Genomic DNA, 25,301 nt, shown 5'->3' with positions numbered 1-25,301 from the left:
CCCCAATCGCCGGCTTCATCGTTGCCCTTCCCGGGGCCGGCCCCACCTGCTGCAGGAGCCCGCGTGACCGCCAGCCATCCCGCCCCGGCCCATGTCCTGTCCCGCGTCGCGCCCTCGTTCCTGGCCGCCGACGTCGGCGGCACCCATGTGCGTGTTGCCCGGGTCCAGGCCAGCGGCGACGATGCCCATCCGGTGCAGGTGCTCGATTACCGCAAGTACCGCAACGCCGACCATGCCGGGCTCAGCGCGATCCTCGCCGACTTCCTGGCCGAAGGCCCGCGCCCGTCGCACTGCGTGGTCGCCACCGCTGGCTATGCCCGCGAAGACGGCACGGTGATCACCGCCAACGTGCCATGGCCGTTGTCGGCCCGGCAGATCGAGGCCGACGTCGGCCTGCAGCGGGTGCACATCGTCAACGACTTCGAAGCCGTGGCCTATGCGGCCGCGCAGGTCGATGCCAGTGGTGTGCTGCACCTGTGCGGCCCGGACAGTGCACCGCGTGGCCCGACCCTGGTGGTCGGCCCCGGCACCGGTCTGGGTGCAGCGTTGTGGATTCCCACGGCCAACGGCCCGGTGGTACTGGCTACCGAAGCCGGGCAGCCGACCCTGGCCGCCAGCACCGAACTGGAAATGGCGATCGTCCGCCACATGCAGCGCGACCGCGCGCATGTGTCGATCGAACATGCGATCTCCGGCCCCGGCCTGATGAACCTGTACCGCGCGATCTGCGCACTGCAGGACCAGGCGCCGGCGCTGGCCAGCCCCGATGCGGTCACCGCCGCAGCAATGGCAGACACCGATCCGCTGGCACGACAGGCGCTGGATGTGTTCTGCGGCCTGCTCGGCAGCACCATCGGCGACATGGCCCTGTTCTATGGCGCCCACGGCGGGGTCTACCTGGCCGGTGGAATCCTGCCGCAGATCCGCGAGTACCTGCGTACCAGCACCTTCGTCGAGCGCTACCTGCAGAAGGGGCCGATGGGCGAAGCGCTGGCACGCATCCCGGTGAAGGTGGTCGAACACGGACAGCTGGGCGTGATCGGCGCTGCCAGCTGGTACCTGCTCCACGCCGACGCCTGAACCTGCAAACGGCTTCAACGCAATCGCAGCACGCAGTACGTGGCACGCCAATGCCCGGGACATCGCCGCCGCCCCGCGCACGTCATCGCAACCGCAATCCCATATCGCCGCCGGCATCCAATCGAGTGATGAGGAGAGACATCATGAATACCCGCAAGACCTTGCTTTCGGCCGCCATCGTCAGCTGCATCGCATTCAGTGCGCACGCGCAGCAGGCCGCCCAGACCGCCACCGATCTGGACACCGTCACCGTTACCGGTATCCGCGGCTCGATGGAAAAGTCGCTGGACACCAAGCGCGACGCCAATGCGCGCGTGGAAGTGGTCACCGCCGAAGACGTGGGCAAGCTGCCGGCGCACAACGTTGCCGACACCCTGCAGCGCCTGCCGGGCGTCAACATCAGCTCGTCCAGCGCCGATGAAGGCGGCTTCGACGAAGCCGACCGTGTCAGCCTGCGCGGCACCAGCCCCAGCCTCACCCAGACCCTGATCAACGGCCACACCGTCGGTTCGGCCGACTGGTTCGTGCTCAGCCAGGGCAACAACGTCGGCCGCAGCGTCAGCTACTCGCTGCTGCCGTCGGAACTGGTCAGCTCGGTTGAAGTGAACAAGTCCTCGCAGGCCAAGCTGCAGGACGGTGGTACCACCGGTACCGTCAACATCATCACCCGCAAGCCGCTGGAATTCTCCAAGCAGTTCACCGCTGAAGGCTCGATCGGCATGGTGCGTTCGGACCAGGCCAAGTCGAATGACCCGCAGTACTCGGCATTGTTCAACTACAAGAACGAAGAAAACACCTTCGGCGTGATGGTGCAGGGCTTCAGCCAGAAGCGCGAACTGCGCCGTGAAGCACAGGAAATTCCGGGCGGCTTCTTCAAGATCGGCGCCGGTGATCCGGTTGCCAAGACCAATCCGGACCTGATCGGCGTCAACGTTCCCGGCCTGCTGGGTTCAACCCTGTTCGAACAGACCCGTGAGCGCAAGGGTGGCCTGGTCTCGCTGCAGTTCAAGCCGACCGACACCCTTACCCTGGGCCTGAACGGTTTCAGCTCCGAGCTGAAGGCGAACAACTACAACCGCAATTTCATGATGTTCGGCAACAGCTTCGCCAAGGTGCAGGCGCCGAACCCGGGTTATGTGGTCAAGGATGGCGTGCTGACCAACGCCACCTATGCGGGCGTGCCGGGCACCAACTACGCGGTGTACGACATGATCTACCGTGAGTCGAAGGCCAAGTCGAGCTACGTCACCTTCGATGCCGACTGGCAGATCAGCGACAGCCTGACCGCCAAGTTCCAGGCCGGCAGCACCAAGGGCACCGGTGAGACTCCGCGCCAGTACATCGCCGAGGTCACCGTGGGAAGCGGCGGTGGCGCCAGCTGGGCTACCCATGGCGCCGGCTCGCCGATCGACTGGAACGTCGGCGGCGACCTTTCGCCCAACGGCGTGACCAGCTTCGGCACCTGGGGCAACCAGCAGGTCACCGCCGAAGACAAGGAGAAGTGGGCCACGCTCGACTTCAACCAGTACTTCAACGACGGCGGCGTGCTGAGCTCCATCGACTTCGGTCTGCGCTTTGCCGACCACAAGCGCGAAGCGCTGTCGCCGGAAGGTGCAACGCCGGGTGATATCTGGAGCGCGCTGAAGAACGGTGCCACCTCCAACTATCCGAACGGCTTCGCTGGTGATATCGGCGGCACCTTCCCGCGCAACATCTGGTACTTCACTCCGGGTGCGTTGAAGGACGCGGTAACCAACAACTCCACCTGGCTGGCGGGCAACGACGGCCCGACCGGTCGCCACAACTACGGTGCCGAGTGGCAGGTGAAGGAAAAGAACTTCGCCGGCTACGTGCAGGCCAACTTCCGTGGTGACTGGTGGGCAGGCAACGTGGGCCTGCGTTACGTCAACATCAAGCAGGACATCAACACCTACAACGCGGTCAGCAATGCCGCCGATGCCGACGTCAGCAGCCTGTTCGGCATGTGGGAGCGCGTGGCCTTCCAGAACAAGCGCAACCGCGTGCTGCCCAGCGCGAATATCAAGTTCGACCTGGACGACAAGCTGGTGCTGCGCGTAGCGGCCTCGCAGACCCAGACCCTGCCCGATTACTCGGCACTGGGTGCATCGTCGTACGGTTCGGATCTGAACCGGACCGGCGGCGGCGGCAATCCGAACCTGAAGCCGACCCTGTCCACCAACCTGGATGCCAATCTGGAGTGGTACTTCATGCCGCGCGGCCTGCTGTCGATTGGTGCGTACCACATGGACCTGAAGGACTACATCGCCTTCGACGTGGTTTCGCGCCAGCTGTACAGCGAACTGACCAACCAGCTTGAGACCTACCAGATCTCCACCCCGATCAATGCCGACGGCAAGGTCACGGGTGTGGAAGTGGCTTATGAGCAGCCGATCGGCGAGTACTTCGGCGTCAATGCCAACTACACCTACGCCAACGGCAGCACCGCGCACACCTGGTCGGACGGCTCGCACAACCTGCTGGGCACCTCGAAGAACACCTACAACGTGGGTGCCTACTTCGAGAACGAGCGCTTCGGCGCGCGGGTCAGCTACACCCACCGCTCCTCGTTCCTGATCAGCCTGTCGGGCACCAACCCGTACTACCAGGATGACTTCGGCACGCTGTCGGCGTCGCTGAGCTTCAAGGCCACCGACTGGCTGAGCATCAGCCTGGATGGCCTGAACCTCAACAACCCGACCTACAAGTACTACCAGACCGCGGCCATTCCGACCTCGTTCTACAGCAACGGTCGCCAGTACTACCTGAACTTCCGCTTCAAGTACTGATCCAACGGCAGCTTCATCGCCGAGTCGTGCACGCACGCCGGGCCTGGGTCATTCCGGGCCCGGCGTTTTTCATGTATAGCGAACATCGCACCCGATTCAAGGAGTCCTTCCGATGACGAAGCCCACCCGCGCCAGGATGCGCAGCCTTCTGTTGCTGGGCAGCCTGCTGGCCGCCCTGCCCGTGCTGCCGGCACTGGCCGCCGATGCCCCGGCACTCGATACCGGCCCCGGACCGCAGTTGCGCGCCGGCAGCCTGATGTTGATTCCCGCACCGGCCAACGTGCAGCGCGGCAACGGCGCGGGCATCACTGTCGGCGCGGGCACCGTGTTGCATGCCGATGGCGAAGCCGCACAGCGCGTCGCTGCACAGTTCGCCGATCTGCTGGCGCGCAGTGGTGGGCCGCGCCTGGCAGTGGCCAACGGCAAGGCCGTCACCAAGGGCGGCAGCATCCGCTTCCAGATCGTGCCGACCTTCCGCGACAGTGGCGAGGGCTACACGCTGGAAAGCACCGCGCAGGGCGTGGTGGTGCAGGCCGGCAACGAGTCCGGCCTCTTCTACGGCGCCACCACGCTGGCCCAGCTCGCCACCGGCGGCAGCAACGGCGTGCTGCCGGCCGTGCAGATCCAGGATGCGCCGCGTTTCAGCTGGCGCGGCTTCATGCTCGACTCGGCGCGGCACTTCCAGAGCCTGGACGAGATCAAGCGCGTGCTCGATGCGATGGCCGCGCACAAGCTCAACACCTTCCATTGGCACCTGACCGACGACCAGGGCTGGCGCATGGAGATCAAGCGCTACCCGAAGCTGACCGAGGTCGGCAGCTGCCGACTGCCGGCCGGTGACGGCGGCATCGATCCGGTCAGCGGCAAGGAACATCCGTACTGCGGCTTCTACACGCAGGACCAGATCCGCGAAGTGATCGCGTACGCGGCCGCGCTGCATATCCAGGTGATTCCGGAGATCGATGTCCCCGGCCACGCCACCGCTGCCATCGCGGCCTATCCGGAACTCGGCACGATCGACACGCCACTGAAGCCGTTGAGCGAATGGGGCGTGTTCCCGAACCTGTTCAACGTCGAGGATGGCACCGTCACCTTCCTGGAAAACGTGCTGGAAGAAGTCATCGCCCTGTTCCCGGCCAAGTACGTGCACGTAGGTGGCGACGAGGCAGTGAAGGACCAGTGGGAGGCGTCAAAACAGGTGCAGCAGCGCATGCGCGCGCTCGGTATCAAGGATGAGATGGCCATGCAGAGCCACATCATCAAGCGCCTGGAAACCTTCCTGGAAGAACACGACCGCCGCCTGATCGGCTGGGACGAAATCCTTGAAGGCGGCCTGCCGCCGCAGGCCACGGTGATGTCCTGGCGCGGCACCGAGGGTGGGCTGGCCGCGGCCAGCGCGGGCCACGATGTGGTGATGTCGCCGGTCAGCCATCTGTACCTGGATTACCTGCAGACCGCCTCGCCAAACGAGCCGCCGGGCCGGCCGACGCAGGTGAACCTGGCCAAGCTCTACAACTACGAACCGGTGCCGGCCGAACTGGCCGCCGACAAGCGCGGTCACATCCTCGGCCTGCAGGCGAACATGTTCACCGAGCACACGCGCACCTACGCACGTCTGCAGCACAACCTGTTCCCGCGACTGGCCGCCGTGGCCGAGACCGGCTGGAGCGCGCCGGAGCATCGCGATTTCCGCGACTTCCTGGCCCGCCTGCCCTCGCAGCTGCAGCGCTATCGGGCCTGGGGCCTGGCGTATGCGCAGACGCCGTTCGAAGTAGGCGTGGCCTACACCGATGACCGCGCGGCGAACACGGTGACCGTGTCACTGGCCAATCCGCTGGGCTATGAAGTGCGCTACAGCAGTGACGGAAAGCCGGTGACCGCGCAGTCGCCGCTGTACCAGCAGCCACTGACGTCCACGCTGCCCGCGACGGTGCAGGCGGCTGCGTTCTACCAGGGCCAGCCGCTGGCCGCGAAGCCGACGGTGGCGTCGTACACCGCGCAGTCGCTGCTGTCGCGGCACAGCGAGGAACTGCGCAGCTGCGTGGGCGAGAAGGGCCTGGTACTGCGCCTGGAAGACGATGGTCCGCGCGAAGGTGCGCGTGCGGTGTTCACCGTCGACATCTTCCAGCCGTGCTGGCGTTGGCCGCAGGCCCAGCTCGATGGCATCGGCAGCGTGGAAGTGCGCGCGGGCCGCATTCCGTACTACTTCCAGTTGGCCCACGACGAGCCGAAGCGCCGCTTCGAGAAGGCCCGGAGCGCGCACGGCGAAATGCTGATCCGTCGCGGTGACTGCACGGGCAAGGTACTGGCGCAGGTGCCGCTGCCGGCGCAGACCGATGCAGACGGCTTCGTGACCCTGCGCGCGGATTTGCCGAAGGGCACCTCGGGTACGGGTGATCTGTGCATCAACTTCACCGGCGACACGCGCCCGGCGATGTGGGTGCTGGATGAGGTGACGCTTCGGTAGATGCCAACCTTGGTTGGCGCTTTACGGCGGGATCCACGCATGGCGTGGATCTACCGGTAGACGCCAACCTTGGTTGGCACGCCTTTACCCCCGCCAGCGCAGCAGGATGTCGCGCAGCGGGGTCAATGCGGTGGCCATCCCCGCCAACACGCCAATGGTGTTGGCCACCGCATCCATCGGATCAGCCATGCGATTGCTGGTCAACGCGCCCTGCGCGAACTCGATGCCGACGCCCATCAGTACCAGGCCAGCCCCCACCCACAGCAGTGGGCGGCCACGCCGGAACAACTGCACGGCGCTGCCGGCCAGGATGAAATAGGCCAGGAAATGCTCGCCCTTGTCGCTGTTTTCCGGCAGCGGGATCGGCGGTGGCGGAATCAGGCAGACCACGATCACCGTCAGCACCGCCAACACCCACAACGCGCTCCACAAGCGTGGCCGCCGCAGCGGTTTGATCACCGGCAACGCTGCACTCACAGGCGCCAGCTCAGGTCACCCAGTTCGAACGCCGGCTCGAAATCAACGTCACGCTGCAGGCCAATGGCCTGGAAGCGCTCGCCCATCTCCGTTGGCAGGGTCAGCTTCTTCACCTGGTCGCGCAATTGGATGCGGCCCACTTCATCGGTGCGCTCCTCGGCCAGGGTCAGTACCTGGTCCAGGCCGTTGCCGAGCAGGAAACTGGCCTGGCTGCAGTAACCGGCCAGTTCGAAACCGCCGTGCAGGCCGGCCTCGGCCATGGCGGTGAAATCGACCGATGCGGTGATGTCCTGCAGCCCCGGCCAACGATGGATCTCGTTGTGCACGTGGTGGCGGTAGAACGCGCGCACGGTGCCGTCATCGCGCTCTTCCTGGTAGAACTCTCCCCGGTTGTAGCCGTAATCCACGAACAGCATCGCGCCGCGCCGCAGTCCGCCGGCCACCGCCTGCAGCCAGTACGGCAACTGCGGCAGTACTTCGGATCGGTAGCCGTCGGCAAAGGGCTTTTCCAGGTAGCGCTCAAGATGGCGCACCGCGCCGTTGAGCAGGAGGTCGGCCGGCTGCGCGCCACGGATGAAGTTGCCCTGCCCGTCCAGTTCGACGGTTTCCTCGTACACCTCGCCATCCTTGATGAGGAAGCGCGGTGTCGGCAGCGCATCGATCACCTCGTTGGCGAACACCACGCCGTCCCAGTCGTCCTCGAACGGACGATCAAGCCATTCCACCCGACTGGCCAGCTCAGGCGGCAGGTTCTGCTGCAGGCGCTCCTGCTGGCGCTGGCGCAGGTCCGCGCTGGGTTCGAGGATCGCGTATCGGGCCGGCAACGCGTCCAGCTCGGCCAGGCGCAGCAGCACCGCCTCGGCGAAGGCACCGGTACCGCCGCCCAGTTCCAGCATCCGCGCCTGCGTGTCGAGCTGGCCGAACACCGGTGCCAGCGCATTGGCCACGCTGCCTGCGAAGAGGCTGCCCAGCTCGGGGGCGGTGGTGAAATCGCCGCTGCCGCCGAATTTGCTGGCGCCGGCGCTGTAGTAGCCCCAGCCCGGCGTGTACAGGCACAGCTCCATGAAGCGGGAGAACGGCATCGCCCCGCCCTGTGCGAGGATCTCGGCACGCAGGGCGGCGGCCAGCTGGTCGCTGTGGGCCAGGGCATCGGCTTCGGGCAGGGGGAAGGTAGGCTGCATGGCGTCTTCGAATGCGGTGACAATGGTGCACAGGATAGCCGAGCCTTGGAGGACCCTCGATGAGTGACACCGCCCCCGTGGCCCTGATCACCGGCAGCGCACGCCGGATCGGCGCGGCCATCGCCCGCCAGTTCCACGCCTGTGGCTGGTCGGTGGTGCTGCACGCCAATACCTCCAGCGCCGAACTGCAGCAGGCCGCCTTCAACCTGGACAACGAGCGCCCCGGCAGCGTGCTGGCGTTGCAGGCCGACCTGCGCGACGCCGACGCCCTGGCCGATCTGGTCGAGCAGGCGGTGACCCACTTCGGCCGCCTCGATGCGCTGGTCAACAACGCCTCCAACTTCTTCCCCACCCCGCTCGGCCAGGTCACCGCCGAGGCGATGGACGAGCTGTACGCGGTCAACGCGCGCGCACCGCTGCTGCTGGCCCAGGCCGCCGCGCCGTATCTGCGCCGTCAGCACGGCTGCATCGTCAACCTGACCGACCTGCATGGCACCGACCCGATGCGCGACCACATCGCCTACACCATGGCCAAGGCGGCGCTGGAAATGGCCACCCGCTCGCTGGCGCTGGAACTGGCGCCGAAGGTGCGGGTGAATGCGGTGGCGCCCGGTGCGATCCTGTGGCCGGAACAGGGCAAGGACGATTTCGCCCGCGAGGCGCTGCTGGCACGCACGCCGCTGGCGCGGATCGGCACGGTCGAGGAAATCGCCGAAGCGGTGTACTGGCTGGCGGCCGAGGCCAGCTTCGTCACCGGCCATACCCTGCGTGTGGATGGTGGGCGTACGGTGAGTTGAGGTGTTGCCGGGATCCAGGACGGGGTCAGATCCCTTTTCCCGGTGGGAAAAGGGATCTGACCCCGTCACTCAAGGTCAACTACCTCGAACGCTTCGCCATACTGCTTGTGTGCGCGCCACAGCGTGGCCAGGTCCAGACCGCTGACCGGATCGATGAAATCCGGGGCGATATCGGCCAGCGGCTTCAGCACGAAGGCATGCTTCAGCTCCGGGCGCGGAATGCGCAGATGGCCGGGGCCTTCCACCACCAGGTCGCCATAGAACACCACATCGACGTCCAGGGTCCGGTCGGAAAAGCGAGGACCGCTGCGGTCACGACCGTGCGCATCTTCCAGCGCATGCAGCCAGTCATCCAGTTCCTGCAGCGGCAGGTCGGTCTCGATGGCCACACCATTGTTGAGGAAGGCCGGACCGTCGAACCCGACGGCGGCGGTGCGGTAGGCGGCAGACACCTGCAGCGCACCAAAGCGCTCGCGCAGGGCCGCCACCGCAGCATGGAGGTAGCGGCGGGGGTGGACGTTGCTGCCCAGGCTCAGGAGCACGGTGGTCATGCGGTTCCGGTGACGGCAATCAGGTGGAGCGCGGGCATGCCATCGTCACAACGGCCTGCCTACAATCCGGGACGCATATGATAGGGCACCGACATGACCTATTGCGTTGGAATCGAGGTGGACGAGGGCCTGGTCTTCGCCGCCGACACCCGCACCAATGCCGCGCTGGACGATGTCCGCGTGCACCGCAAACTGCACGTGTTCGAATACCCCGGCCAGGCCGCCTACGTGGTGATGGCCGCCGGCAACCTGGCCACGACCCAGTTGCTGGTGTCGCGGCTGAAGCGCGATGCCGACGAGCGGCGCACACCGAACCTGCGCGACATGGCCCATCTGTTCGAGGCTGCGGCCTACGTCGGCTCCCTGCTGGTGGACAGCCAGGTGCAGAGCCAGCACACCGAACACGGCCATGACGGGGTGAACACCCAGGCCACGCTGATCTTCGGTGGACAGATTGCCGGCGAGCAGCCCGGCCTGTACATGGTCTACCCGCTGGGCAACGCCATCGCCGCCTCGCCGGAAACGCCCTATCTGCAGATCGGTGAATCCAAGTACGGCAAGCCGATCCTGGATCGCATCCTGACCCCATCCACGCATCTGGAAGATGCCGCGCGCACGGCGATCGTTTCGCTCGATTCGACCATCCGTTCCAACCTGTCGGTGGGCCTGCCGGTCGACCTGGCGCTGCTGCGCGCCGGCGAGCTGCGGATCAGCCAGCAGCTGCGGCTGGGCGCCGATTCACCGCTGTACGCCGACATCCATCAGAACTGGTCGCGCCGGCTGGAACAGGCAGTGGAGAGCCTGCCTCGGTTTCCGTGGGAGCCCGGGCAGCCGTAGTGCCGGCCGCTGGCCGGCAACCGCAGTGATCCACTTGTGCGCGGATGCCGGCCAGCGGCCGGCACTACCCGAAGGTCAGCCCAGCGCTTCAGCCACTGCGCGGAATACCTGCTGCATCTGCAGCGGCTTGCGCAGCAGGTGCACCTCGATGCCGGCGGGGAACACACCTGCCGGCATTTCCCCGGCGGCATCTTCCAGCACCAGCGCCGGGCCGCGATAGCCGAGCGTGGCCATCTCGCCCAGCAGCTGGCTGGCCGACAACAGCTTGGAGCCGGCGTCGGCAATCACCAGCGCCGGCATCGCCTCCTGCTGCATCCAGCGCAGCGCGGCCGGGCCATCGGAGGCCAGCTGCAGCTGATAGCCCTGGCTGGACAGCGCATTGCCCAGCAGCGACAGGCGGGTGGCTTCGCCATCGACCACCAGGATCGACTGGCCACTGCCCAGCGCCACCAGTTGTTCGATCGGTTCGCCGCCATCGGCGCTGGCATGCATCGGCAAGCGCAGCTCGAAGCAGGTGCCCTGCCCCAGCTGGCTGTTGACGTGGATGCTGCCACCGGCGCCTTCAACGATGCGCTTGCAGGAAATCAGGCCCAGCCCGGTGCCATCGGCCTTGGTGGTGAAGAACGGATTGAACAGGTGCGACATCGTGTCCGCATCCATGCCGGTGCCTTCATCGACCACCGCGATGCGCAGCCAGTCCTCGCCATCACGCTGGCCACCGTGGCTGGCGGTCAGGCTCAGGTTGCCACCATTGGGCATCGCCTGGATCGCGTTGAGCGCCAGGTTCAACAACACCTGCTGCAGCTCGGTGTAGTTGGCATCGACCACCAGCCCCTCATCCTCGACCACAAGGTCCAGGCGGACGCCATCGGGCACGTTGCTGCGCAACAGCAGCGCCACGGCCTGGAACAGGTCATCGATGTAGATGCGCTCGCTGGCCTTGCGTGATCCGCGCACGAAGGACAACATCGATTCGGCCATCTCATGGCCACGTCGACCGCACTCGGCGATCACGTCGGCCAGGTGGTGCAGTTGCGGGTCTTCGGTACGCGCCTTCAGCAGGTCCGGCATGATCAGCAGCGGCTGCAGGATGTTGCGCAGATCGTGGCTGAGGCCAGCAGCCAGCAATGACAGACTTTCCAGCCGTTGCGCGCGCATCAGCTCGGTTTCCACCCGCGAGCGCTCGATGGCGCTGCGTGCCTCACGCACCGCGCGCGCCACAGCGGACGGCAGGCGTGCCGGCTGGTGCTTGATGATGTAATCGTTGGCGCCCTTCTGCAGGGCCGCCACCGCATTCTCTTCGCCCATGGTGCCGGAGACGAAGATGAAGGGCACCTCCGGCAAAGCATCGCGCACGATGCGCAGCGCGTCGTCGCCGGAGAAGCCAGGCATGCTCAGGTCGGACAGCACGATGTCCGGCTGGAAGCGTGCCAGCGCATGGCGCAGGTCGTCCGCACTCTCGACACGCTCGAACGTAGCCTCAAGGCCTGCATCGAGCATCTGTTCGGACATCAGCTCGGCATCCTCGGGGGAATCTTCCACCAGCAGGATGCGCAATGCGCCGAGTGCGGGACCGGTCAGGGGCATGTGCTTACTCGATCTCCGGAGCCTGGTTGATCAGTGCCCAGAACTTGCCCAGGGTCTGCACTGCGCCGAAGAACTGGTCCACGTCCACCGGCTTGACTACGTACGCGTTCACGCCCATGTCCCAGCTGCGGGCCAGGTCGCTTTCCTCGCGCGAGGACGACAGAATCACCACCGGCAACCGCTTCAGCTCGTCGTGTTCGCGGATCTGCCGCAGCACTTCCAGGCCATCCATGCGCGGCATCTTGATGTCCAGCAGCAGTACCGCCGGCAGGCCTTCTTCGCGGCTGGCGAAGGCGCCACGGCGCAACAGGTAATCCATCACTTCCACGCCGTCTTCGACGTGCACGATGGGATTGGCCAGGCGTGCTTCCTGCAGCGCATCGATCGCCATTTCGGCGTCGGCCGGGCTGTCTTCGGCAAGGAGTATGGTGCGCAGCGTCGTCATGCGATGGGGCCCTGTTTGTCCGCGTCGAGCACGGGGGGAAGATAGAAGTGGAAGGTGGCGCCGGCATCCGGTGCGGCCTCGGCCCAGATGCGGCCGCCATGGCGGGTCAGCACCCTGCGTACGCTGGCCAGGCCGATACCGGTGCCGGGATAGTCGCTGGCCTTGTGCAGGCGCTGGAAGACGCCGAACAACTTGCCGGCGTAGGCCATGTCAAAGCCTGCACCATTGTCGCTGACCGTGAACTGATGACCGCCATCGGGCTGCTGCTGGTAGTCCACGCGGACCTTCGCCGGCTCGCGGTTGGCCGAGTATTTCACCGCGTTGCCCAGCAGGTTCAGCCAGACCTGGCGCAGCATGTTTTCATCGCCTACCACGATCGGCAACGGCGCGATGCTCCACTCCACCTGATGGGCATGGCCGCTGCCCTCGGCTTCGCTCTGCACGTTCGCGTCGAGCATAGCGCGCGTATCGGCCACCAGCGACTGCATGTCCACGGTCTGTTGGCGCATCGCTGCGCGGCCCAGGCGCGAATAGACCAGCAGGTCGTCGATCAGCGTGGCCATGCGCCGCGCTGAACCGGAGATCACTCCCAGGTAGTGCTGGCTCTTCTCGTCGGCGGCCTCGCCCAGATGGCGCGACAGCTTGTCCGAGAAACCGGCGACATGGCGCAGCGGTGCGCGCAGGTCGTGCGACACCGAATAGCTGAACGCTTCCAGTTCGCGGTTGACCTCCGAGACCTGGGCAACCTTGCCTTCCAGCTGCCGGTTCAGTTCTTCAACGCGTGTCTGCACCGCACGCTGCACGGTCACATCGCTGACGGTCAGCAGCACCACTTCATCGTCGGTATCAGGCAGCGGCATGCGCCGCGCATTGAGCAGCATGTAACGGGACATGCCGTCGGCGCCGCGTTGTTCGTGTTCGAAATCCCACAGTTCGCGGCCGCGCAGCAACACATCGGCCAGACGCTGGCGAACAACGGGGTCACGCCACGCGCCTTCGCCTACGTTTTCCAGCAGCAGGCCATCGGCGCGCTCATCCTGCAGACCGTACAACTCGGAGAATGCGGGATTGTGCAGCTGCACGCGCAGCTCGCGATCCAGCAGCACGATCGGCTCGCGCACGGTCTGCAGCACCGATGCCGCGCGCGCAGCGGCGCGCTGCGACTGCCGTTCAGCCTGCAGGCGGCGGCCAATCTGTCGTTGCAGCAGCCACAGCACCAGGCCGAGCAGCGCCAGCTGCACCACCAGCGAGCTCCACGACACGAAATTGGTCTGCCGCTTCTGCCGCTCCGCCTGCGCGGCGCGCTGGGCCAGCAGCGCTTCCTCGCTGGCCTGCAGCTCTTCCACCAGGCCACGGATCGGGTAGCGCGTGCTCAGGTCCTGCACCAGCTCGCGCTGGTCGCTGTTGGGTTCGGACTTGGCCAGCTCCCGCGCAACCTCCAGACGCCCTTCCAGCATCGACTGGATGCGGCCGATGCGGATCAGTTGATCGGGATTGTCGCGGGTCATCCGGCCCAGTTCGGCCAACTGCGCGGGGATGTCGTTGGCCCTGCCCATGCGCTCGCGCAGGCCCGGCGCGTCCACACCCTTGGACAGCGTCAACGCGGCCGACTCGATGTCGCGCACGTCGGTCTGCAGCTGCTGCAGAGCCACAGTCACCTGCTGGGTATGGGTCACCCAGCCCATGGCCTGTTCGTTGTCCAACTGCAGTTTGCGCAGGGTCAACCACGGAACCACGATGATGGCTGCCGCTGCCAGTGCCAAAGCAGGCAGTCGCCAGCGATCCCAGATGTCATCACTGAAAACCAGCGCCATAGTTCCTCGTCAGCTCAGCTGCGGGAGTGCGATCCGGACAGGATCGGCCGCAGCGGAACCGGCAATATAGCGCAGCCGGTCACATCTCTGGGGCAATCGGTCCATCAGGCGGGCCAGCCACCAGCACGCGCCGAGCTGGCCTGACACAACAAAACAGGGGCGCCCCCGTGGGAGCGCCCCTGCTGGCAACCTGCGGTGTCGATCAACGCTTCTTGGCGGCACTGACCTTCAGCGCGGCGGCATCAACGCGGGTCACGCCCTTGATGCCCTTGGCGGTGGCGATAGCCTTGTCATGTTCGGCCTTGGTAGCGACCGTGCCGCTCAGGCTGACCACGCCATTGACCGTCTCCACCTTCACTTCGGTACCCGGCACATTGCTGCTGGCGAGCAGATCGGCCTTGACCTTGGTGGTGATCCAGCTGTCGGTGACCGGCTCGTTGGAATCATGGCGGTCGGCATGGGTCATCGCCGAATGATCGGTTTTCGGCGGGCTCTTCGCTGCGGCGTCCTGGGCGAATGCGGCCGAGGAGGACAGCGCCAGGCCCAGGGTGAGGGCGGAAGCCAACAGCGTACGGGTCGTGGTGCTCATCGTGTGGTTCTCCTACTGGTTGGTGCGCCCAGTGTCGCCAAGTGGTTGTAGTGCAGGCGTGGCGCTGCGGTCATGCTCACGTGAATGGGCGCATCCGCAGCGGGAATGGTTCAGCTTCCGGGCACGCCGTCATCTCGTTTACCCTGACATTCCTTCCCGTACTTTCCGATCTGCGCGGAGTCTTCCCATGCGCCCCCAGCTGCAACTGGCCCTGATCGGCTACGGCCTGGCCGGCCGCGTCTTCCACGCCCCGCTGATCCAGCACACGCCGGGGCTGGCCCTGCACAGCGTCGTCAGTTCGCAGCGCGATACGCTGCTGCGCACGTTCAGCGACGTCCACGTGCGTGCTACCGCGCAGGAGGTCTTCGATGACCCCGCGGTGGATGCAGTGGTCATCGCCACCCCGAACAAACAGCACGCGCCGTTGGCCATCGCCGCGCTGGCCGCCGGCAAGCACGTGCTGGTGGACAAACCGTTCGCGGTGAACGTGGAGGAAGCCGAGCAGGTGCTGGCTGCGGCGCGCAGCGCCGGACGCATCGCCACCGTGTTCCAGAACCGGCGCTTCGATGCGGACTTTCTGACCCTGCAGGCACTGCTTGCCGACGGCACGCTCGGTGACATCGCCGAATGCCACGCGCATTTCGACCGCTACCGCCCGCAGGTACGCGAACGCTGGCGCGAGCAGGATGGGCCGGGCAGCGGCCTGTGGTACGACCTGGGGCCGCACCTGCTGGACCAGATGCTGGTGCTGTTCGGCTGTCCCCAGGCGATCGATGCAGACCTTGCGGTGCAGCGCGAAGGCGGCGCTGGCATCGACTATTTCCACGCGGTACTGCATTACCCGCGTCATCGCGCGATCGTGCATGCCGGTTCACTGGTGGCTGCGCCTGCCCCCCGTTTCGCCGTGCATGGAATGCGGGCCAGCTGGATCAAGCACGGCCTGGACGTGCAGGAAGCGCAGCTGCGTCGCGGCGTCGCGCCAGGCGCGCCGGGATGGGGTCTCGATCCGCGCCACGGCGAACTGCTGCACTGCGATGCAGAGGACAACGTGCTGCGCAGCACCGTGGACAACCTGCCCGGCGACTACCGGCGCCTGTATGCCGACTTCGCAGCGGCGATGCAGGGTGAGGGTGAGCCGACGGTCAGCGCGCAGCAGGCGCTGCAGGTGATGCGTTTGCTGCAGGCGGGGATGGAGAGTGCGCGCGAAGGGCGGCGGGTGCGGTTGGGGTGATCGGCAGGGCTGCGCCCTGCACCTGCCGAGGCAACGGCAACAGCGACAGCAACCGCAACGGCAACGGCAAAAGCTGGGCTGCTGAGGGATGGCGGGGTAGGTCCGGTTGCGGGGGACGCCGTGAATCCGTCCATGGAGGCTTGGCCGCGGCATCCATGCCGCGGACACCCCCGCAACCGGACCCACCCCGCCTTCGACAGTTTCTCGCTGCTGTTGGTGGGTGTCGACCTTGGTCGACACGGCATTGCCTGCTCTTGGTGGGTGTCGACCTTGGTCGACACAGTAGATCCACGCCATGCGTGGATGACGTCGAAACGATCAAAGAAGGTCTTCGCAATTGCGGGGTCAGAGCCCTTTCCTGCGGAAAGGGATCCGACCCCGGCGACGGTGCTTACGACTTCTTGATGGCGTGGCCGCCGAATTCGTTGCGCATCGCTGACAGCAGGCGGTCGGTGAACGAGTTCGATTCACGCGAACGCAGGCGTTCGAGCAGCGACAGGGTGATCACCGGTGCCGGTACGTCCAGCGCGATCGCTTCGGCGACGGTCCAGCGGCCTTCGCCGGAATCTTCCACGTACGGTGCGATGCCATCCAGCGAGGGATTGCGCTTGAGTGCTTCGGTGCTGAGGTCCAGCAGCCACGAACGGACCACGCTGCCGTGGCGCCAGACTTCGGCCACCTGCGCCAGGTCCAGTTCCATCTCCTGCTTGCGCTCCATCAGCGCGAAGCCTTCGGCGTAGGCCTGCATCATTCCGTACTCGATGCCGTTGTGGACCATCTTGGTGAAGTGGCCTGCGCCGGACGGGCCCACGCGCGCCCAGCCACGGTCTTCGGCCGGTGCCAGCGTGCGCAGCAGCGGTGCGATCTGCTCGACCACCGCTGCATCGCCACCCACCATCAGGCTGTAGCCTTCCTGCAGGCCCCACACGCCGCCGCTGGTGCCACAGTCCACGTAGCCCAGATCGTCTTCTGCCAGCGCCTTGGCGCGACGGATCGAGTCCTGGTAGTTGGAGTTGCCACCGTCGATGACGACGTCACCTTCGGCCAGATGCGGGCTCAACTGCCCCAGCGTCTGGTCCACGGTCTCGCCGGCCGGCACCATCAGCCACACCACACGCGGCACCGGCAGCACGGCCACTGCGGCGGCCAGCGAATCCACCACTTCCAGGCCGGCTTCAGCGGCGCGCTGGCGGGCACCCTCGCCCGGGTCGTAGCCGACCACGCGGTGACCACCGCGGTGCAGGCGCTGGGCCATGTTGGCGCCCATGCGGCCGAGGCCGATCATTGCAATATCCATTGTTTCACCTTCAGTTGGGGTCTAGGGTCAGGCTGCCTGGCCTGCCGGTGGCTGCGCAGTGGCGCAACTGCGCCTCGCGCCAACGCCGGTAGAGCGTGGTATGCAGATTGTGCAACGCCAGGTCGATGGAAAACGGCGTGCGCGGATTCCGGTCGAGCAGGCGGATGACGTGATAGCCAACAGGACGTATACCGCGTGGGTGCGCGTAGATCACGAACTGCTGGTAGAACGCATCGTCCAGCAACTGGTCCATCTGCTGCACGACGTCACGATAGCGCGGGGCCAACTGCGCACGCAGCGCCGGATCGCGCTCGTACAGCAGCCGCTCGAAATAGCGTTGTCCGACGCGCGGAATGCCCTGTGCCAGCTGCCACAGGGCACGATTGCGCTGGTCGTACCAGGCCAGGCCGCCGTGCATGGCCAGCGCCTGCGCGGCCCCCTCGCCCACCTCCACCACGACGAAGTTCTCCGCCTGGTTGCTGAGATCGTCCAGCGTGCCTTTGTCGAATACGTGTTCGATGAAGCCCGGCAGCCCTGCAAATGCCTGCCGCCCCATCGCCGAGGTGCGCACGGCCTTGCCGTCGGCCAGGAACTGGCCGGCCTGCGCGCCCAGCAGGATGCTGTCGGTGTCGTGCAGGCCAAGGAAGGTGCCGATGGACAGCTCGTCCGGCGTGAATTCCGCATCGAAGGCCGCATCGCCGTACAGCTCGCGCTGCGTAGCCAGCTGCGCGACCTGACGGCCGACACCGCACTCGGCACGCACGTGGCCGGTGTAGAACGCATCCAGTGCGCGGCTGTTGCTGGCGGCCGGTACATAGCCGCGGCCAAAGCTGCGCACCCGCTGCCATCCCTGTGCCGGGGCACCACGAGCGCCAAAGCCGATCCAGCCCAACTGCACACTGGTGAAGCGGAAGGTTTCATTGTCCTGCAGTGCCTGCGTGGCACGTTGCACGGCCGCGCCCAGTTCAAAGGCGTAGGCGCAGACCGTGGCCGGGTCGTCCAGCAGCTGCTGCAACAGGGCCTGCCGATCAGCATCAGCCAGCGTCTCCGGCCAACGCACACGCAGATCACCCGCTGCCTGCGCTTCGGCCAGCGACGCACGCGTACAGACCGGGCCACCCTGCACCTGCGGTGTGCTGATGGCTGCAGTTTCAAAGCGCCACCCCAACCGCTGCAGCAGGCCCTGGGTGCATTCGGCCGTAGCGGCCAGCGCGCTCAAGGGCCAGCCCAGCAGCAGGGCCCATGCCATCACCCTGCCGCGCACGTTCAGCCCTGATCCGTTGCTGCCGGCGCTGGTTCGGGCTCAGGCCCGGCAGGGGGCGGTGGCGGCGCGGCCGGTTGCGGTTCTGCTTTCGCTGCCGCCGGCAGGTACTGCTGCAGGCGCTGGAAGAAGCGCCGATAGAACTCGGCATCGGTGATCGTGCTGCTGGCCACTTTCACCAGCGAGTCGTCATTGCTGCCGAACGGCAACGACACCGAGCCCAACGCGCCCACGCCGACACTGGCCGAGGTCGGGCTCTTCTTCAGCGCATAGCGGTCCTGCACGGCGCTGACGAACACCAGCGCCTGGCTGCCACGCGGCGCGCACGAGATACGCAGCACCAGTTGTTCGTGGTCGTCCTCGCGCGGCTGGAAATTCTTGTTGCCTTCCACCTGCGCGTCGTCCGACCGTGCGATGGCATAGCCCTGGCTGAGCAGCGTGCGCCGTGCCGCCTCGCAGGCTTCGGCCGGACGCCCATCGACGGTGCGCGAGAAGGTATCCCCCGAATCGAAAGACTCGCGCAGCACCGTGCTGTCGGCGGCACGACCACCACAGGCGGTCAAAGCCAGGGCACTGGTGGCGGCCAGCAGGGAAGCAGAAAGAAGGGAGGCCCGCATGGGTACTCCTGCGAAGACGGTAGCCACGAGGGTAGCCCCCTGCCCGTGTGCGCCGGGTCGATAACGCCAGGCCCACGCCCCACCGTTGTTCCCGGTTCATGCAAAAAGGGGGCGGAGGGGATCAAGTCGTTTGTGCTACTAACGACTTGATCCCCTCCGCCCCCTTTTCAATCAATCAGTCGGCCCAGCGGCCTGCGGCGGTGGACTGCGGCAGCACCTGTGCCGACAGCGGACGGTCGGCCTCCAGCAGGTTCACCGCGTCGGCCAGGATCGAGGCCGATTCACGCAGCAGCGGGTCCGGGCGCTTCTCGGCAGCCTTCTCGCGGGCGGCATCCTTGACGATGTCGCGCTCGTTGCCGGTCAGGCCGTCATCGCTGCTGTCATCAGCCAGCGGGTCCAGGGCCAGGCCCAGTTCCTTGCGCACGATCTGGCGCTGCTTGCGCTGGGTGTCCTGGCGCTCGCGTTCGGCACGACGGGTTGCTTCATTCAGCGAGACGTACTTCTTCGCTGCTTCGGTACGGAACTGCTCCACGTCCTCGTTCCACCACTGGAATTCCTTGTCGGTGGCGATACGCGAGTCGTGGCGCGTTTCCAGCTTGGGCAGCAGCGGCGCGAAGTTGCCGTACTGGGTATGCGGAACTGCGGCGATGCGGGTCCACGGCAGTGCGTTGTCGTAGGTGCTCTCGCCGAACTCGGTGGCATCGACGCTGGCCGGGAACGCCAGGTCCGGCACCACACCCTTGTGCTGGGTGCTGCTGCCGCTGATGCGGAAGAACTGGGCGATGGTCAGCTTCACCTGGCCAAAGCGCTGGGTTTCGCCGCTCGGCCAGCGGTCCAGGTCGACGATGTTCTGTACGGTGCCCTTGCCGAAGCTGGTTTCACCGATGACCAGGCCGCGACCGTAGTCCTGGATGGCACCGGCGAAGATTTCCGACGCCGACGCCGAACCACGGTTGATCAGCACTGCCAGCGGGCCGTCCCATGCCACGCCCTGGTTGCGGTCGCTGTTGACGGTGACACGGCCACCGGATTCGCGCACCTGCACCACCGGACCCTGCTCGATGAACAGACCGGTCAGCTCGATGGCTTCATCCAGCGAACCACCACCGTTGTTGCGCAGGTCCAGCACCACGCCGTCCAGCTTGTCGGTCTTGAAACCGGCCAGCAGCTTGGCCACGTCGCGGGTGGCCGACGCATAGTCGGCGGCGTTGCGACGACGGCCTTCGAAGTCCTGGTAGAAGGTCGGCAGCTTGATCACGCCGACCTTGCGTGCCGGCTCGCCATTGGCGGCCGGGATGGTCATGGTCTCGCCCTTGGCGGCCTGTTCGGCCAGGCGCACCTTCTGCCGGGTCAGCACCAGGGTGTGGTGCTTGCCGTCGACGCCGGCTTCGGCAGGAATGAATTCCAGCTTGACGTCGGTGTCCTTTGCGCCACGGATCTTGGCCACCACATCGTCGATGCGCCAGCCGATCACATCTTCCACCAGCCCGGACTTACCCTGGCCGACACCGACGATGCGGTCGCCCGGCTTCAGCGTGCCGTCCACGGCCGCCGGACCACCGGCGATGATCTCGCGGATCACCACCACATCGTCCTGGCGCTGCAGCTGCGCGCCGATGCCTTCCAGCGACAGCGACATCGCCTGGTTGAAGTTCTCGGCGGTACGCGGGGTGAAGTAATCGGTGTGCGGATCAACCGCGCTAGTGTAGGCGTTCATGAAGAACTGGAAGGTGTCTTCGCCCTTCAGTTCGTTGACCGACTTTTCCAGGGTGGCGTAACGCTTGTCCAGCGTCTTGCGGATGTCATCGGACTTCTTGCCGGCCAGCTTCAGGCGCAGCCAGTCGTTCTTCACCGACTTGCGCCACAGCTCGTCAAGTTCGGCATTGGAAGCGGCCCACGGCACCTCCTTGCGGTCGTACTCGAAGCGCTCATCGGTGGTGAAATCCGGTTCCTGCTTCAGCAGCTTGCGTGCATAGGCCACACGCTCGCCGACGCGCTGCTTGTAGACCGCGAACACCTGGAAAGCCGGCTCCAGCTCGCCGCCGCGGATGGCATTGGCAATGCCGGCCTGGAACGGTGCGAAGCGGGTGATGTCGGCCTGGGTGAAGTACTGCTTGCCGCCGTCCAGCGTCTCCAGGTAGCGCTTGAACACATCCTTGGAGGTCGCTTCATCGAGCGCACGCGGACGGTAGGCGTAGCGACTGTCGGACAACAGGCCGTAGACCAGCTTGGAGGTGGTCACCTGATCGGCGGTGGCGGCAGCCGGCAACGCCGGTGAGTCGGCCTTGGCCGCGAGCGCCAACGGCGCGACCAGCGCCAGGGCCATCAGGAATGCGGGGGCTTTGAATTTCATTGACGTGCTCGAAGGCGCCTTGCCAAGGGGGAGACTGCAGGGTGTTCAGACACCGCGACAGTGCCGAAAGTTGCCGGGTTTGTCACCCGCCCACGTTCGGTGGAAAACCAGCCTAGCGGGGCCGGCGTAGCAAATTGTGAATGCAGGCGAAGGCGTGCGGACCAACGGTCCGCACCCACCACGGTGGCGGTGATACCCATCATGGTGGTGGTGACACCCATCGGTGGCGCCGGGCCGTGCCCGGCGAGCCTGAGGCGTGCGGACCAACGGTCCGCACCCACCGGCGCATCGCGCAACCGCTTACTGGACGCCGGCGCCCTTGGCCTGCACGTCGGCGTGGTACGACGAGCGCACCATCGGGCCAGAAGCCACGTGGCTGAAGCCCAGCTCGTAACCGTAGACTTCCAGCGCCTTGTAGTCCTCGGGCGTCCAGTACTTCAGCACCGGGTGGTGGTGCGCGGTCGGCTGCAGGTACTGGCCGATGGTGATCATGTCCACGTTGTGCGCGCGCAGGTCGCGCATGGTGGCCTTGATCTGTTCGAAGTCTTCGCCCAGGCCCAGCATGATGCCCGACTTGGTCGGCACTTCAGGGTGCTGCGCCTTGAAGTTCTTCAGCAGGTTCAACGACCACTGGTAGTCGGCGCCCGGGCGCACGTTGCGGTACAGGTCCGGTACGGTTTCGATGTTGTGGTTGAACACGTCCGGCGGGTTCTGCGCGAGGATCTCCAGCGCGCGCTCCATGCGGCCCTTGCCGCGGAAGTCCGGGGTCAGCACTTCGATGCGGGTGCCCGGCGACTTCTCGCGGATGGCGCTGATGCAGTCGACGAAGTGCTGGGCACCGCCGTCGCGCAGGTCATCGCGGTCGACGCTGGTCACCACCACGTACTTCAAGCCCATGTCGGCCACGGTCTGGCCGAGGCTGGCCGGCTCGTTGGCGTCCGGCGGCTTCGGCCGGCCGTGGGCCACGTCGCAGAACGAGCAGCGACGGGTGCAGACCTCGCCCAGGATCATGAAGGTGGCGGTGCCGTGGCTGAAGCATTCGTGGATGTTCGGGCAACTCGCCTCTTCGCACACGGTCACCAGACGGTTCTCGCGCAGCTTGGCTTTCAGGTTCTGCACGGCATTGCCCGAAGGAATGCGCACGCGGATCCAGGAGGGCTTGCGCAGCACCGGCACGTCGGCGAACTGCACCGGCGAACGGTTGATCTTGTCCCCACCCATCTGCTTGACCCCGGCCTGCAACGGCGCGGTGGACGGAAGCTCGGCCTGCACGATCTGCAGGGGAATGGTGCGGGCAGTGGTTTCAGTCATGGCGTTTCCGGGGGCGGTCAGGCGGCCGCAGAGAGATCAGGCAGTTCAGGCACGGGCTGCAGCAGCAGGCCGAACTGGCGGGCCAGGTGGTCCAGCAGCACCGGCTTGACGGCGTCCATCCCGGACGGACCGCCCAAGTCTAGCACCGTGGTCACCTGCAACCCCTCATAACCACAGGGGTTGATGCGGTGGAAAGGGTCAAGGTCCATGGCCACGTTGAAGGCCAGGCCATGGAAGGTGCAGCCGCGGCGCACGCGGATGCCGAGCGCGGCGATCTTGGCGCCACCGACATAGACGCCCGGGGCGCCGTCGAGCCGTTCGGCACCGATGTTCCACTCGGCCAGCGTGTCGATGATGGCCTGTTCGATGCGGCACACGTAGTCGCGCACACCGATGCCCAGCCGCGGCAGGCGCAGCAGCGGGTAGATCACGATCTGGCCGGGGCCGTGGTAGGTCACCTGGCCGCCGCGATCGACGTGGACCACCGGGATCTCACCCGGCGCCAGCACGTGTTCGACCTTGCCGGCCTGGCCCAGGGTAAACACCGGATCGTGCTCGACCACCCACAGCTCGTCGAGCGTGTCGTCGTCGCGCTGGTCGGTGAAACGCTGCATGGCGTGCCACACCGGCTCGTAAGCCTGGCGGCCCAGGTCGCGGACCACCGCCGGGCGCGGCGGACGCGCCTCGGGGGCAGCCACTTCGGCAGGACAGCTGACGGCTACACCGTCCACTTCACTTCCGGGTGGTCGCGCAGGGCCTGGTGGGCCACGTCGTACTGTTCACGGTTCTCGGCCCGGAAGACCAGGCGCACCGAGACGTACTTGCCGTTGGACGAATGCTTCCAGCTGATGCGCTCGTTCACCACGTCAACGCCAGCAGCCAGCAGCAGGCGGGGGAGTTCATGCTCCAGGCCGCGGTTGGCCGGGCCCATCGCGCTGAGCTCGAACTGACCGGGGAACTGGAAGCCGTGTTCGGGATTGTCGGACTTGATTTCCATGCGCCCATTATCGGGCCGCAGGGCAACAAACCCAAGAGTATTCATATAAGCCAGCGGCACCGCAGGCGGGCCGCTGCGTTGCAGCTGAACATCCATTCAGGCTCGGACCCCACTCCCTCGGCCCTGACCCAGACCCGGCTCCCGCTGTCTGCGGCAACCAATTGTGTCGATCAGACAATGTTGTTTTCGGAACAGACAAGTGATCCCAGCGCGCTCGTTCCGTCACAGCGCCGGGAGTACCGTGTCGTTGCATAAAACGACAAACAAAAGCCCCCTTCCCGATGATCATCCCATCCATGCGTCACCTCGCAGCCTTCGGGTTGTCCGGCCTGCTGGCCACCGCCCTCCCCCTCTCCGCCCAGGCCGCCGAACAATGCGGCCCGGACGCGATGCGCGAACACCCTCCGCAGGTCAATTTCCGCGTCGATAACGACCTGTTCGGCGGCCGCCACCAGGACCAGGGCTATACCAATGGCGCCCAGCTGACCCTGGTCTCGCCCAACCTGGTCGACTACACCGATGATCCCTGTCTGCCGCGTCTGGCGCGCTGGGTGAACAGCCACCTGGAAGCGCTGCACCCGGGCAAGTTCGAACAGCAGAACATGATCTTCAGCGTGGCGCAGGGCATCTTCACCCCTACCGACCCGACCCGCAGCGACCTGATCGAGGATGACCGGCCGTATGCCGGCGTGCTGCTGGTCAGTTTCGGCTTCAACGCGCGCAGTGGCGATCGCCTGCAGACCACCCAGCTGTCGCTGGGCGTGGTCGGGCCGTGGGCGCAGGGCAAGCAGGTGCAGGACGCCGTGCACAGCGTGCTGGGCGATGAGAAGTTCAAGGGCTGGGACAACCAGCTGCACAACGAACCGGTGTTCATGCTGACCCACGAGCGCATGCGCCGCTGGCCGGGTGATGCCAGCATCAATGCCGACGGCTGGGGCTGGGATGCGATCAGCCACTACGGCGGTTCGATCGGCAACCTGGAAACCAAGGCGAACCTCGGCGGCGAAGTGCGCTTCGGCTGGAAGCTGCCGGACGATTTCGGCAGTACTCCGCTGCGCCCGGCCGGCGAGAACACTGCGCCGACCCGCGGCGGCAAGCCGTCCGGCTGGTCGTGGCACCTGTTCGCTACCACCGATGCGGCGTGGGTGATCCGCGACATCACGCTGGACGGCAACACCTTCCGCAACAGCCACAGCGTGGACAAGCGTCATGTGGTTGCCCAGGGGGGGTATGGCATTGCGGTGATGCGCGGGCGCTGGAAGTTCGCGATGGCGCGCTACCACAGCACCCGCGAATTCGATGGCCAGCGCCAGTCGCCGGTGTTTGGCAGCTTCACTGTGAGCCGCTCGCTGTAAGCGATCGGGCTGCAGGCATATCCGGATGGGCTGGTGGTAATGCCGGCCGCTGGCCGGCTCCAGGCATAGCCGGATGGGCTCATGGAGAGCCGGCCAGCGGCCGGCACTACCCACATCGGGTGGGTTCATGAGGAGCCGGCCAGCGGCCGGCACTACCCACATCGGATGGGTTCATGAGGAGCCGGCCAGCGGCCGGCACTACCCACATCGGATGGGTTCATGAGGAGCCGGCCAGCGGCCGGCACTA

General features: G+C 66.2%; 20 protein-coding genes and 1 pseudogene. 7 read left to right on the top strand and 14 right to left on the bottom strand.

Going from position 1 to position 25,301, the window contains the following annotated elements; all coding sequences use genetic code 11:
• The first annotated feature begins 63 nt into the window (after positions 1 to 63).
• The 3 genes from ACQ5SA_RS18730 to ACQ5SA_RS18720 all read left to right on the top strand — a co-directional run bounded on the left by ACQ5SA_RS18730 (position 64) and on the right by ACQ5SA_RS18720 (position 6,354).
• Positions 64 to 1,080 (top strand): glucokinase family protein, encoded by a 1,017-nt coding sequence (locus ACQ5SA_RS18730; protein WP_363731599.1) that lies wholly within the window; start codon positions 64 to 66, stop codon positions 1,078 to 1,080.
• Positions 1,081 to 1,223: 143 nt separating this feature from the next.
• Positions 1,224 to 3,887 carry a TonB-dependent receptor gene (locus ACQ5SA_RS18725; protein WP_499315521.1) on the top strand — a complete coding sequence of 888 codons (2,664 nt, stop codon included), beginning with the start codon at positions 1,224 to 1,226 and terminating at the stop codon, positions 3,885 to 3,887.
• Positions 3,888 to 3,999: 112 nt separating this feature from the next.
• Positions 4,000 to 6,354: a beta-N-acetylhexosaminidase gene (locus ACQ5SA_RS18720; RefSeq protein WP_499315519.1), complete on the top strand. Its 2,355-nt coding sequence runs from the start codon at positions 4,000 to 4,002 to the stop codon at positions 6,352 to 6,354.
• Between the two features lie 84 nt (positions 6,355 to 6,438).
• Here ACQ5SA_RS18720 and ACQ5SA_RS18715 read toward each other — a convergent pair whose 3' ends face one another.
• The gene (locus tag ACQ5SA_RS18715; RefSeq protein WP_230111317.1) at positions 6,439 to 6,831 is read right to left on the bottom strand and encodes a VanZ family protein; all 393 of its coding nucleotides are present in this window, start codon (positions 6,829 to 6,831) and stop codon (positions 6,439 to 6,441) included.
• Positions 6,828 to 8,012 carry a class I SAM-dependent methyltransferase gene (locus ACQ5SA_RS18710; RefSeq protein WP_499315517.1) on the bottom strand — a complete coding sequence of 395 codons (1,185 nt, stop codon included), beginning with the start codon at positions 8,010 to 8,012 and terminating at the stop codon, positions 6,828 to 6,830. Before ACQ5SA_RS18710 ends, ACQ5SA_RS18715 begins: the two co-directional genes overlap by 4 nt.
• A gap of 59 nt (positions 8,013 to 8,071) precedes the next feature.
• On the opposite strand from ACQ5SA_RS18710, the gene ACQ5SA_RS18705 reads away from it, so the two are divergent.
• Positions 8,072 to 8,809 carry a pteridine reductase gene (locus ACQ5SA_RS18705; protein WP_089236904.1) on the top strand — a complete coding sequence of 246 codons (738 nt, stop codon included), beginning with the start codon at positions 8,072 to 8,074 and terminating at the stop codon, positions 8,807 to 8,809.
• A 65-nt stretch (positions 8,810 to 8,874) separates the two neighbouring features.
• On the opposite strand, the gene folK is transcribed toward ACQ5SA_RS18705, so the two are convergent.
• Positions 8,875 to 9,360 carry a 2-amino-4-hydroxy-6-hydroxymethyldihydropteridine diphosphokinase gene (gene folK / locus ACQ5SA_RS18700; RefSeq protein ID WP_499315516.1) on the bottom strand — a complete coding sequence of 162 codons (486 nt, stop codon included), beginning with the start codon at positions 9,358 to 9,360 and terminating at the stop codon, positions 8,875 to 8,877.
• A 93-nt stretch (positions 9,361 to 9,453) separates the two neighbouring features.
• Here folK and ACQ5SA_RS18695 point away from each other — a divergent pair, with 93 nt between their 5' ends.
• The gene (locus ACQ5SA_RS18695) at positions 9,454 to 10,197 is read left to right on the top strand and encodes a proteasome-type protease (RefSeq protein WP_230111323.1); all 744 of its coding nucleotides are present in this window, start codon (positions 9,454 to 9,456) and stop codon (positions 10,195 to 10,197) included.
• A gap of 75 nt (positions 10,198 to 10,272) precedes the next feature.
• On the opposite strand, the gene ACQ5SA_RS18690 is transcribed toward ACQ5SA_RS18695, so the two are convergent.
• From ACQ5SA_RS18690 to ACQ5SA_RS18675, 4 genes and pseudogenes are all read right to left on the bottom strand, one after another.
• Positions 10,273 to 11,784 carry a two-component system sensor histidine kinase NtrB gene (locus tag ACQ5SA_RS18690; RefSeq protein ID WP_499315514.1) on the bottom strand — a complete coding sequence of 504 codons (1,512 nt, stop codon included), beginning with the start codon at positions 11,782 to 11,784 and terminating at the stop codon, positions 10,273 to 10,275.
• Between the two features lie 4 nt (positions 11,785 to 11,788).
• Complete coding sequence (locus ACQ5SA_RS18685) at positions 11,789 to 12,229, bottom strand: response regulator (RefSeq protein ID WP_025878695.1); 441 nt, start codon at positions 12,227 to 12,229, stop codon at positions 11,789 to 11,791.
• Positions 12,226 to 14,043, bottom strand: coding sequence for a sensor histidine kinase (locus ACQ5SA_RS18680; RefSeq protein ID WP_499315513.1), 1,818 nt, complete (start codon positions 14,041 to 14,043; stop codon positions 12,226 to 12,228). The genes ACQ5SA_RS18685 and ACQ5SA_RS18680 overlap by 4 nt, the downstream gene beginning before the upstream one ends.
• Before the next feature lie 202 nt (positions 14,044 to 14,245).
• Positions 14,246 to 14,485, bottom strand: a pseudogene (locus tag ACQ5SA_RS18675) (BON domain-containing protein); the annotation flags it as partial.
• A gap of 334 nt (positions 14,486 to 14,819) precedes the next feature.
• On the opposite strand from ACQ5SA_RS18675, the gene ACQ5SA_RS18670 reads away from it, so the two are divergent.
• Positions 14,820 to 15,863, top strand: a complete 1,044-nt coding sequence (locus ACQ5SA_RS18670) for an oxidoreductase (RefSeq protein ID WP_499315511.1) — start codon at positions 14,820 to 14,822, stop codon at positions 15,861 to 15,863.
• Between the two features lie 391 nt (positions 15,864 to 16,254).
• Here ACQ5SA_RS18670 and gnd read toward each other — a convergent pair whose 3' ends face one another.
• From gnd to ACQ5SA_RS18635, 7 genes are all read right to left on the bottom strand, one after another.
• Complete coding sequence (gene gnd / locus ACQ5SA_RS18665) at positions 16,255 to 17,160, bottom strand: phosphogluconate dehydrogenase (NAD(+)-dependent, decarboxylating) (protein ID WP_499315510.1); 906 nt, start codon at positions 17,158 to 17,160, stop codon at positions 16,255 to 16,257.
• 10 nt (positions 17,161 to 17,170) lie between these two features.
• The gene (locus ACQ5SA_RS18660; protein WP_499315508.1) at positions 17,171 to 18,409 is read right to left on the bottom strand and encodes a hypothetical protein; all 1,239 of its coding nucleotides are present in this window, start codon (positions 18,407 to 18,409) and stop codon (positions 17,171 to 17,173) included.
• A gap of 17 nt (positions 18,410 to 18,426) precedes the next feature.
• Positions 18,427 to 19,038 (bottom strand): DUF2242 domain-containing protein, encoded by a 612-nt coding sequence (locus ACQ5SA_RS18655; protein WP_229979890.1) that lies wholly within the window; start codon positions 19,036 to 19,038, stop codon positions 18,427 to 18,429.
• A gap of 175 nt (positions 19,039 to 19,213) precedes the next feature.
• Positions 19,214 to 21,391 (bottom strand): carboxy terminal-processing peptidase, encoded by a 2,178-nt coding sequence (locus tag ACQ5SA_RS18650; RefSeq protein WP_346560235.1) that lies wholly within the window; start codon positions 21,389 to 21,391, stop codon positions 19,214 to 19,216.
• A gap of 300 nt (positions 21,392 to 21,691) precedes the next feature.
• The gene (gene lipA / locus ACQ5SA_RS18645; protein ID WP_499315507.1) at positions 21,692 to 22,702 is read right to left on the bottom strand and encodes a lipoyl synthase; all 1,011 of its coding nucleotides are present in this window, start codon (positions 22,700 to 22,702) and stop codon (positions 21,692 to 21,694) included.
• A 17-nt stretch (positions 22,703 to 22,719) separates the two neighbouring features.
• Positions 22,720 to 23,400, bottom strand: a complete 681-nt coding sequence (gene lipB, locus ACQ5SA_RS18640; protein ID WP_230111343.1) for a lipoyl(octanoyl) transferase LipB — start codon at positions 23,398 to 23,400, stop codon at positions 22,720 to 22,722.
• A 20-nt stretch (positions 23,401 to 23,420) separates the two neighbouring features.
• Positions 23,421 to 23,699 carry a YbeD family protein gene (locus tag ACQ5SA_RS18635; RefSeq protein ID WP_032975372.1) on the bottom strand — a complete coding sequence of 93 codons (279 nt, stop codon included), beginning with the start codon at positions 23,697 to 23,699 and terminating at the stop codon, positions 23,421 to 23,423.
• Between the two features lie 296 nt (positions 23,700 to 23,995).
• Between ACQ5SA_RS18635 and ACQ5SA_RS18630 the strand changes: the two genes are divergently transcribed.
• Positions 23,996 to 25,054 carry a lipid A deacylase LpxR family protein gene (locus ACQ5SA_RS18630; RefSeq protein ID WP_447935586.1) on the top strand — a complete coding sequence of 353 codons (1,059 nt, stop codon included), beginning with the start codon at positions 23,996 to 23,998 and terminating at the stop codon, positions 25,052 to 25,054.
• Positions 25,055 to 25,301: the final 247 nt, after the last annotated feature.

Source organism: Stenotrophomonas indicatrix (assembly GCF_050573115.1).
Taxonomy (GTDB): Bacteria; Pseudomonadota; Gammaproteobacteria; order Xanthomonadales; family Xanthomonadaceae; genus Stenotrophomonas; species Stenotrophomonas lactitubi_A.
The sequence above is the reverse complement of the archived record's forward strand: the minus strand, read 5'-3'. Positions and strand labels throughout refer to the sequence as shown.